12 protein-coding genes and 1 pseudogene are annotated in these 9,469 nt (G+C 63.8%); 8 read left to right on the top strand and 5 right to left on the bottom strand.

Annotated elements, in window-relative coordinates:
- The 4 genes from EOC06_RS06755 to EOC06_RS06740 form a co-directional block, all read right to left on the bottom strand.
- A partial coding sequence (locus EOC06_RS06755; RefSeq protein WP_164898491.1) for a branched-chain amino acid ABC transporter permease occupies window positions 1-768 on the bottom strand: 768 nt, incomplete at its 3' end.
- Complete coding sequence (locus EOC06_RS06750; protein WP_127327031.1) at window positions 765-1,673, bottom strand: branched-chain amino acid ABC transporter permease; 909 nt, start codon at window positions 1,671-1,673, stop codon at window positions 765-767. The genes EOC06_RS06750 and EOC06_RS06755, both read right to left, overlap by 4 nt.
- Window positions 1,670-2,419 carry an ABC transporter ATP-binding protein gene (locus tag EOC06_RS06745; RefSeq protein ID WP_127381440.1) on the bottom strand — a complete coding sequence of 250 codons (750 nt, stop codon included), beginning with the start codon at window positions 2,417-2,419 and terminating at the stop codon, window positions 1,670-1,672. The genes EOC06_RS06750 and EOC06_RS06745 overlap by 4 nt, the downstream gene beginning before the upstream one ends.
- Complete coding sequence (locus tag EOC06_RS06740) at window positions 2,416-3,213, bottom strand: ABC transporter ATP-binding protein (RefSeq protein ID WP_127398307.1); 798 nt, start codon at window positions 3,211-3,213, stop codon at window positions 2,416-2,418. The genes EOC06_RS06745 and EOC06_RS06740 overlap by 4 nt, the downstream gene beginning before the upstream one ends.
- A gap of 126 nt (window positions 3,214-3,339) precedes the next feature.
- On the opposite strand from EOC06_RS06740, the gene EOC06_RS06735 reads away from it, so the two are divergent.
- The 7 genes and pseudogenes from EOC06_RS06735 to EOC06_RS06705 all read left to right on the top strand — a co-directional run.
- Window positions 3,340-4,074, top strand: coding sequence for a GntR family transcriptional regulator (locus tag EOC06_RS06735; RefSeq protein WP_127270675.1), 735 nt, complete (start codon window positions 3,340-3,342; stop codon window positions 4,072-4,074).
- Window positions 4,071-4,553, top strand: a complete 483-nt coding sequence (locus EOC06_RS06730; protein WP_127270673.1) for a DUF3830 family protein — start codon at window positions 4,071-4,073, stop codon at window positions 4,551-4,553. Before EOC06_RS06735 ends, EOC06_RS06730 begins: the two co-directional genes overlap by 4 nt.
- Window positions 4,554-4,907 (top strand): TIGR04076 family protein, encoded by a 354-nt coding sequence (locus tag EOC06_RS06725; protein ID WP_128307393.1) that lies wholly within the window; start codon window positions 4,554-4,556, stop codon window positions 4,905-4,907.
- Window positions 4,904-5,959, top strand: coding sequence for an aldo/keto reductase (locus tag EOC06_RS06720; RefSeq protein WP_128307392.1), 1,056 nt, complete (start codon window positions 4,904-4,906; stop codon window positions 5,957-5,959). The genes EOC06_RS06725 and EOC06_RS06720 overlap by 4 nt, the downstream gene beginning before the upstream one ends.
- Window positions 5,956-6,384 (top strand): hypothetical protein, encoded by a 429-nt coding sequence (locus tag EOC06_RS06715; protein ID WP_128307391.1) that lies wholly within the window; start codon window positions 5,956-5,958, stop codon window positions 6,382-6,384. Before EOC06_RS06720 ends, EOC06_RS06715 begins: the two co-directional genes overlap by 4 nt.
- 48 nt (window positions 6,385-6,432) lie before the next feature.
- A complete protein-coding gene (locus tag EOC06_RS06710; protein ID WP_128307390.1) occupies window positions 6,433-7,692 on the top strand; it encodes an ABC transporter substrate-binding protein in 1,260 nt (419 codons plus the stop codon).
- A gap of 93 nt (window positions 7,693-7,785) precedes the next feature.
- Window positions 7,786-7,959: pseudogene (locus tag EOC06_RS06705) on the top strand (FAD-linked oxidase C-terminal domain-containing protein); the annotation flags it as partial.
- A gap of 22 nt (window positions 7,960-7,981) precedes the next feature.
- On the opposite strand, the gene pcaQ reads toward EOC06_RS06705, so the two are convergent.
- Window positions 7,982-8,899 (bottom strand): pca operon transcription factor PcaQ, encoded by a 918-nt coding sequence (pcaQ, locus tag EOC06_RS06700; protein WP_128307389.1) that lies wholly within the window; start codon window positions 8,897-8,899, stop codon window positions 7,982-7,984.
- Between the two features lie 92 nt (window positions 8,900-8,991).
- Here pcaQ and EOC06_RS41845 point away from each other — a divergent pair.
- The coding region (locus EOC06_RS41845; RefSeq protein ID WP_245469372.1) for an alpha/beta fold hydrolase at window positions 8,992-9,469 on the top strand (478 nt) is incomplete at its 3' end.

Genomic DNA, 9,469 nt, shown 5'->3' with positions numbered 1-9,469 from the left:
CACCAGGATGCTGCCGATGACGGCGCCGAGATTGCTGCCGGAACCGCCGACGATCAGCATCACCCAGACCTGGAAGGTCAGGATCGGCAGATAATTGTCCGGCGCGATGAAGCCGGTGAAATGCGCCTGCAGCGCGCCGGCCAGCGCCATGATGGCGCCGCCGACGGCAAAGGCCTGGACGCGGTAGAAACGCGCGCTCTTGCCAAGCGAGATCGCCGCCCGCTCATCCTCGCGCAACGCCTTCAAGACCCGCCCCCACGGGCTGCGCGACAAATGTTCCAAGGCGAGATAGGCGATCAGCGTCACCACCGAGACCACGCCAAGGTTGGACAGGTTGAACAGCAGCGGCGTCTCGGCAAGGCTGCCGAAGGGGCGCGGAATAAAACCGATGCCGAACGGGCCGCCGGTCAGTTTCTGCGCGTTGAGCGCGACCAGTTGCACGACGACGGCGACGCCGAAGGTGGTGATCGCCAGATAGTCGGATTTCAGCCGCAGCGTTGCCATGCCGGTAAGCGCTGCAGCGATGCCGCCGACGACCATGGCGCCCGCCCAGCCGACAAGGATCGGCAGGCCGAAGCCGCCCAGCCGCGCGGCATCGTCCGGTGTGGTCAGCAGCGCCGATGTGTAGGCGCCGATGGCGACGAAGCCGGCGAGGCCGACATTGAACAGCCCGGTCAGGCCCCACTGCAAATTGAGCCCTAGCGTGACCAGCGAGAAGATCAGCGCTGTGGTCAGGAAGAAGGCGCCGTAGCCGAGCAGGTCCATCAGCGTTCCCTTACACCAAACAGGCCGATCGGCCGCACGAACAGCACCGCCATCAGGATGATGAAGGAAACGGCGGCGCGCCACTCGGCGCCGATCAACTGCACCGCACCAGCCTCGGCGAGCCCGATGATCAGGCCGCCGAGCACCGCACCGGGAATGCTGCCGATGCCGCCGAGAATGGCGGCGGCGAACATCGGCAGCAGCATGTCGAAGCCCATGAACGGGCGGATCTGCACCAGAATGCCGATCATCACGCCGGCCACGCAGGCGAGAGCGCCGCCGATGACCCAGGTGACGCGCACCACGCTGGCGACATCGATGCCGACGATGCGGGCCAGCGCCGCGTTCTGGCTCAAGGCCTGCATCGAGCGGCCGGTCTGCGTGCGCGTTATCAACAGATGCACGCCGAGCACCAGCACCGCGGTCAGCAGCAAAAGCGCGATCTGGTCGGGTGTGATGCGGATGCCGAAGCCGACCGGCATGGCGATCTGGATCGCGCGGCTGAAATAGGTCGGCCGCGAGGTGAAGGTGAATTCGAGCAGGCTTCTCAGCGCCATCGAGGCGCCGAAGCTCGCCATCACCACGATGATCGCCTGGCCTTGCGAGCGAAGCCGCGAAAACAGCACCTTGTCGAGCAGCAGCGCCAAGAGCGCGGTGAAGGCCATGCCGATAACGAGCGCAACAATGAGCGGCCAGCCGAAGGACAGCGGTGCGATCGGCGCCACCTTGCCTACTGTCGCACCGATGGCGCTGACGACGGCCAGCGTCGCATAGGTGCCCCATGCCATGAAGTCGCCATGGGCGAAGTTCGAGAAGCGCAGGATCGAATAGGTAAGCGTCACGCCGATGGCGCCGAGGCCGATCATCGAACCCGTCAGCAATCCGTCGACGACAAATTGCAGGCTCATGCCTCACCTCCTTTCCCTGCCTTAGATGGGCGCTGGCCGAGATAGAGTTCGGCGACCACCGGATCGTTCCACAATTCGGAGGCGATGCCCTCGTGCCGGTCCTTGCCTTCGACCAGGACATAGGCGCGGTCGCCGATGGCGAGCGCCGCCTTGGCATTCTGTTCGACCAGCAGGATGGTGACGCCGGACTTGCGGATGCCGGCCAGCATCTCGAACACCATCGAGACGAATTTCGGCGACAGGCCGGCCGACGGCTCGTCCAGCACCAGCACTCTGGGGTGGACGATCAGCGCCCGTGCGACAGCGAGCATCTGCCGCTGTCCGCCCGACAAATTGCCGGCGGCGGTGCGGCGCTGGCGGACGAGGTCTGGGAAGGCGGCATACATCTCCTCGATGCGGGCAGGGATTTCGCGCCGCTCGAGGACGCCGCAGGCGACCCTGAGATTGTCCTCGACCGACATCAGCGGGAAGATGTTTTCGGTCTGCGGCACGAAGGCCAGTCCAAGCCGCACCATGGTGTGGGCAGGCGCAGCGGTAATGTCCTTGCCGTCCAGAAACACCGTGCCACCGGTGATCGGGACGAGGCCGGCGATGGCCTTGATGAAGCTCGACTTGCCGGCGCCGTTGGGGCCCAGCACGACGACGATCTCGCCTTTTTTGACAGTGATCGAGGCGCCGCGCACGATCGGCACGCCGGGCTCGTAACCGGCTTCGAGGTCGCGGACATCGAGGACGATCTCGCTCATGCCGCGCCTCCGAGATAGGCCTCGATGACACGTGGGTCGCGAGCGACTTCTTCGGCCGTGCCTTCGCTGAGCAGCTGGCCGCTCGCCATGACGAGGACGCGATGGCAAAGCCGCGTCACCATATCGATATTGTGCTCGATCAGCAGGAAGGTGATGCCACGCGCGTTGATGTCCCGGATGCGGTCGATGATGACCTCCAGCAGCGTCGCGTTGACGCCGGCCGCCGGTTCGTCGAGCAGTATGATCGCCGGGTCGGCCATCATCACGCGGGCGAGTTCGAGCAGCTTGCGCTGGCCGCCGGAAAGCACCCGCGCCGGCTCATGCGCGAGATGGGTGAGGGTGACCAGTTCCAGCAGTTCGAGCGCCTTTGTCCTGGCGGCTCTTTCCTGCGCGGCGACGCGCCATGGCGTGATGAAATTGGCGAGCAGCTTTTCGCCGGCCTGGCCCTGTGCGGCCAGCATAATGTTTTCGATCAGCGTCAGATTGGGCAGCGGGCGCGGGATCTGAAAAGTTCGGCCAAGGCCATGACCGATGCGCAGATGCGCGGCTTCGCCCGAGACAGGCGTGCCGTTGAGCAGGATCTCGCCGCTGGTCGGCAGGATGCTGCCGGCGAGCAGGTCGAACATCGTCGTCTTGCCGGCACCATTGGGGCCGATCAAGCCGAGGATTTCTCCCGCTTTGACGTCAAACGAGACATCGTTGACCGCGACAAGGCCGCCGAACCGCCTGACGACATTCCTTGCCGTCAGAACCGGCGCGCGGGTTTCCCCTTGCCGTTTGGTTGCCTCGCTCATCAAACCCTCTGGCCGAAGACGATCGTTGCCGTCTCCTGATTATGATTTGTGATCACACTTGCTTTGATCACGCTATTCGGCTTTAATTTCATCCGCAAGCCGAAAACCGGCCAAGAACGGAATTCCATGCAAAAGGCTGCCATCGAAAAGAACAACGAGGCGATCGCGGCCCAGCTTGCGCCAGTCGGCCGCGAAACTGTGCAGGACCGCGTCTACTCGGAATTGCGCCGCGCCTTGATCGGCGGCCTGTTCGAGCCGAGCCAGGTGCTGACCATCCGTGGCCTAGCTGACGCCTTGGTCACCTCGACCATGCCGGTGCGCGAGGCGCTCGGCAGGCTGATCACGGAAAAGGCGCTGGAGGCGCTGCCCAACCGTTCGGTGCGTGTGCCGCCGATCACATTGGAACGGCTGGATGATCTCTTGCGTGCCCGCATCCTGATCGAGGGCGAAGCGATCGCGCTGGCCGCCGCCCGCATGGGCCCGCGCCAGATCGCCACCATCGAAACCATTCTCGGCGAATGGGACGAGATGCGGGCGCTGAAACACAAGAAGGACGTCGATCGCGAAGTGACGCTCAATCAGAGCTTTCATTTCGAGATCTACCGCTCCTGCGGCTCGGCCGTGCTGATCCCAATGATCGAGAGCCTGTGGCTGCAATCGGGGCCCTGCATCCGCGTCGCTATCTATGCCTTCTCGGAGGCCGGCGAAGTCGACACCGCCCAGTATCACCGCCGCATCGTCATGGCGCTGTCCACGCAGGATGCGCAGGCGGCGCGCGAATCGCTTGTCGCCGACATCAGCCGCCCCTTCACCTTCCTGCGCAGCAAGCTGCAGGCCGCCGCCGCGAAAGACCAGACATGACCGCCATCAGGATCACCGAGCCGCGCTCGCAGCTTTCCGTCACGGCGCTGCTGCTGCCCGAGAAGGCACCGGAAAACGCTGCCTTCCTCTCGGCCTATCTCGGCACGCCACGTGTCGTCCCTGGCATCCATGCGATGTGGACGGGGCCGGAAATCTCCTGTCCGGTTCCCGCGGCCGATCTCGAGGGCCAGGCCTATGCGAAACCGTTGCCGGCCGAGAACGCGACGCTGACGCCGCAGCCGGGCGACATCGTGCTTTCCTACGTGCCGCCACGCATGTGGGGCGGCAATCCCAATGCGATCTTCGACATCGGCCTCTACTACGGGCAGGGCGCGCGGCTCTTGTTCCCGATCGGCTGGCTGGCCGGCAGCGTGGTGGCGCAAGTGCGCGTCGAAGAGCGTGACCGGTTCGCCGCCGCTTGCGGTGTCATCCGCCGCAACGGCGCCTGCGATGTTACCTTCAGCCTGATGGAGGCTTGAATGGCCGACGACAGTTTCGAGCTGTTCGATCTTCGCGTCGAGGCGGTCATCCCGGAGGGCAAGCCGATCTATTGCGGCGCCAAGGAAGGCGACTATTTCGAACTTAAGGGCGAGATGCTGTCGATGCCGGCAGGGCAGGGTTTTTCGATCTATTCGCTCGCCGCCGTCTTGCCTCTGCTGGCGGCCAAGCAGCGCCCAACCCACCCGAACGACTGGATGACCTCGGACGCGGAGATCGCTTGTCCCGATCCCAATTGCGGCAGCCGGCTGAGGATCGTCAGGATGGCCAAGCGGCGGTTCAGCCACGCCGAGACCACGGCGGTGCCGCTGCCTAAAGAGGATGACCTGAGATGAGTGCCAAGACCTTCGAACTCGGCTCTGGCTACACCATCTCGCGCGTCATCCGCGGCGGTTGGCAGCTGGCCGGCGGCCACGGCGCCATCGACCGCAGCCAGGCGGTGGCCGATCTGATCGCCACCTTCGATGCCGGCATCTGGACCTATGATTGCGCCGACATCTACACCGGCGTCGAGGAATTGATCGGCGCCGCGCGCCTGCGACTGGCCAGTGAGCGCGGCCTCGATGTCGCCGCCCGGATGAAGGTGCACACCAAGCTGGTGCCCGACCTCGAACGACTGGCCAGCATCAGCCGCGACTACATCAGGAGCATCGTCGACCAGTCATTGCGGCGGCTGAAGACCGAGCGGCTCGATCTCGTTCAGTTCCACTGGTGGGACTATGCGCAGCCTCGCTATGTCGAGGCGATGGGCTGGCTCGACGAGCTTCGGCTGGAAGGCAAGGTGCGCAATCTCGGCACCACCAATTTCGACACGTCGCGCCTGGCCGAAATCCTAGCTGCCGGCATCCCGCTGGTCAGCCAGCAACTGCAGTATTCCGTGCTCGACCAACGCCCGGGCAACAGCCTGGCGGCACTCGCAAAACAGAACGGCGTCAGTTTCCTCTGCTATGGCTCGGTTGCCGGCGGTTTCCTCAGCGACAAATGGCTCGGTGCGGCCGAACCCGCCACGCCGCTCGAAAACCGTTCGCTGGTCAAATACAAGCTGATCATCGACGATTTCGGCGGCTGGGGCCTTTTCCAGCACCTGCTTCAGGCGCTGAAGGCCGTTGGCGATCGCCACGGCGTTGACATCGCCACCATCGCCAGCGCCTGGGTGCTGGAGCAGCCGCAAGTGGCGGCCGTCATCGTCGGCGCCCGCAACCAGGCGCATGCGCTGGCCAATGCAAAGATCATGGACGTTGCGCTCGACGCCGAGGACCGGGTGCGGATTGCCGCCGTCATCGCACAAGGCACCGGCCTTGAGGGCGACGTCTATACGCTGGAGCGCGACCGCCATGGCCGCCACGGCTCGATCATGCACTACAACCTCAATGCGGGGAAGAAATGAGCGGCGAGCCCTCCCTGTTTTCACGCGCCAGCGCCGAAATCATCGACCTGCACCGCTTCTTCGTCGACTGGTTCGTCGCTGCGCGTGCCAACACGGTGGACTTCGGCCGCTTCGAACGCGCCATGGGCGAAGACCTCAGCATGGTGGCGCCGGACGGACAGATCCTCGACCGCGAAGCGGTCGTCGACCATGTCCGCTCAAGCCGCGCTTCCTGCGACGATGGTTTTGCCATTTCGATCGAGAACATCCGGCCCGGCTGGCAGGACGCCGATACCATCGTCGTCCTCTATGTCGAAGCGCAGCTGCGCGCAGGCAAGCACAGCCGTCGCCAGTCGAGCGCCGTCTTCACCACCAGTTCATCGGCGCCCAACGGCGTCGAATGGCGACACCTGCATGAAACCTGGCTGCAGGTGCCGGAACGCTGAACAGGCTCCAGAATTCAAATACAGTCGAGTAACGAAAGGGGAACAACAATGACAAAGACGATACTCCAACTCACCACCGCGCTCGCTCTCGTCACGATGGCGGGTGCTGCGCAAGCCGCCGATTGCAAGATCACCGTCGGCCTCGTCATGGAGCTGACCGGCCCGGCCGGCGAATACGGCCAGGCCGGCGCCAAGTCGGTCGAGATGGCCTTCCGCGACCTCAACGAAGCCGGTGGCGTACGCGGCTGCGATCTCGTCACCGACACGCGCGACAGCCAGAGCCAGGGCAACGTCGCCGTCGACGCCGCCACCCAGCTGGTTCAGGTCAAGAAGGTGCCGGTCATCATCGGCGGCATCATCTCCTCGGTGTCGATCCCGATCCTGACCTCGGTCACCGCACCTGCCAAGATCGTCCAGGTCTCGCCGGCTTCGTCCTCGCCGACGCTGACCGCGCTCGGCCGCGACGGCAAGACCAACGGCATCTTCTTCCGCACCATCACCTCGGATGCGCTGCAGGGCGTCGCCGCCGCCAAATACGCCGTCGACAAGGGTTTCAAGAAGCTGTCGATCATCCATGTCAACAACGATTTCGGCGTCAACATGGTGGCCGAATTCTCGCGCGCCTACAAAGCGCTCGGCGGCACCATCGTCTCCGACACGCCTTACAATGAGAAGCAGTCGAGCTATGCCTCGGAAGTCACGGCGGCGATGGCCGGCGAGCCCGACGGCCTCTATCTCGTCAGCACGCCGGTCGACGGCGCTACGGTCGCCCGTACCTGGATCTCGCAGGGCGGCGTGCAGAAATTCCTGCTCAATGACGGCATGAACAGCCCTGATTTCATCGAGTCCGTCGGCGCCGACTATCTGAAGGAAGCCTACGGCACGTCCTCCGGCACCAGCCCGACGGCCTCGACGGAGTATTTCACCAAGAACTACAAGGAATTCTCCGGCATCGAACCGACCAATCCGGCGGCCGACCGCTCCTATGATGCCGGCGCGATTGTTGGTCTGGCCATCGCCATTGCCGGTTCTGAGGACCCGGCCAAGATCAAGGATGCGATGTACAAGGCCGTCGATCCGGCCGGCACGCCGATCTTTGCCGGCAAGGAAGAGTTCGCCAAGGCGCTCGGCCTGATTAAGGACGGCAAGCCGATCCGCTATGAAGGTGTCATCGGCCCTGTCGCCTTCGACAAATATGGCGACATCACCGGCCCGTTCCGCCTGTGGAAGATCGTCGACGGCAAGGTGGCAACGGACGGTGAAATGACCACCGACGATGTCAACGCGCTGCAAGCCAAGCTTCAGTAAGACAACTCTCCGGTATCGATCACGATCCATCGTGATCGATACAGGATGATTGTCCTGTTTTACATTGCCGACGGACACGGACGACGCCCGGCAGGCGGCGTTTCGGCCGAACATGGCATCGGCCTCGACAAGAAGAAGTGGCTGCATCTGGTCCGCAGCGACGCCGAGATCGCCACGATGCGGCGGCTGAACGCAGCGCTTGACCCGAGAAACATCCTCAATCCGGGACGGGTCTTCGACCTCGACCCGACTGCCTTCTGCCGATGACGATCCCGCACAGCCTGACGCATCAGCCGCTTTGCCTTGCCGCTTCGCGGATGGTCTGCAGCAGGATGGAAAAGGCCGGCGAGGGCGCGGTGTCGGTCCGCATGGTCAGGCCGACCGGTCCCTTGGTTTCCTCGGTGTTGACCGGCAGGGCGACGAAGGCGCGGCTGCCGAGTTCATTGGCAACGACGCCAGCCGAAATGATCCAGACGGCATTGCTTTGCCGCAGGAAGGCGCGGCCGAAGGAGTCTGAAACGGTTTCGATCTCGGTTGCCGGCGCCGTCATGCCGTTGGTGATGAACAGGCGGTCGACGAAGGGGCGGATGACCGATTCCCGCGTCGGCATCAGCATCGGGAATTCGTCGAGCCGTGCGAACACATCCTGTCCCGGATCAAGCAGCGGATGTCCGGCTCGCACCACGAACAGCACCGGTTCAGAATAGAGGTGCTCGAAGAAGAAGCCGGTCATGTTTTCCGGCGCCGCCAGCCTTCCGACGACGAGATCGAGCGCTCCGGTGCGCAACTGTTCGAGCAGCACGGCGTTCTCGCCGGTGACGATCTTGATCGCCGCACCTGTGTCCTCCTCGAGGAACAGGCCCATGGCGAGCGGTATCACCCGCGCCGACACTGTCGGCAGCGCACCGATGCGGATCGGGTGCCGGCTGACCGCTCCGTCCTGGCGGACGGAATCGACGCCTTGCTTGAGTGCCGTGATCGCCGTTCCGGCATGGCGAAGAAAGATCTCGCCAATGCGCGTCAGTCGGATGCCACGGCCGTCGCGCTCGACCACCGCAACCCCCAGCGCCCCTTCCAGCTCGCGCAATGTCTTGGTCACTGCCGGCGGGCTGACATGCAGCAAGTCAGCCGCTCGTGCCACGCTTCCCTGCCGCGCGACCTCCAGGAATGCCTGCAAATGGCGGAACCGGATCCGGCTCTCGGACATGAATTAATAACCCATGAGTTAATGAAACGACGCAAAATATCATTTTACCGAACCAAACGCCTTGTGCAATGTGGGGGCGGAGGACCGAAACCGTGCCATTCCTCACCATCGGCGGCATCACGCTGCACCATCGCCACATCAAGGCGAGCGGTAATGCGCGCCCTATCATATTCATCAATTCACTGGGCACCGACTTCCGGATCTGGGACGAAATTGTCTCGGCGCTTGATGGTGAAATGCCGCTGCTGGTCTATGACAAGCGCGGTCACGGGCTGTCCGACATCGGCGACATCAGGTCGATCGACGATCATGTCGATGATCTCTCGGGCCTCATCGATCATTTCGAATTGAGCAAAGTCGTGCTGTGCGGCCTGTCGGTCGGCGGCATGATCGCGCAGGGGCTCTATGCCAGGCGACCTGAAATCGTCGAAGGCCTGATCCTTTGCGACACGGCGCACAAGATCGGCACGACGGACAGCTGGAACACACGCATCGCAACGGTCGAAAGCAAGGGCCTCCAGGCGATTGCCGATGGCGTGCTCAAAATGTGGTTCACCCCCGCCTTCCACG

The sequence above is a fragment of the Mesorhizobium sp. M7A.F.Ca.MR.362.00.0.0 genome (assembly GCF_004023175.1).
Classification (GTDB): domain Bacteria; phylum Pseudomonadota; class Alphaproteobacteria; order Rhizobiales; family Rhizobiaceae; genus Mesorhizobium.
The sequence above is the reverse complement of the archived record's forward strand: the minus strand, read 5'-3'. Positions and strand labels throughout refer to the sequence as shown.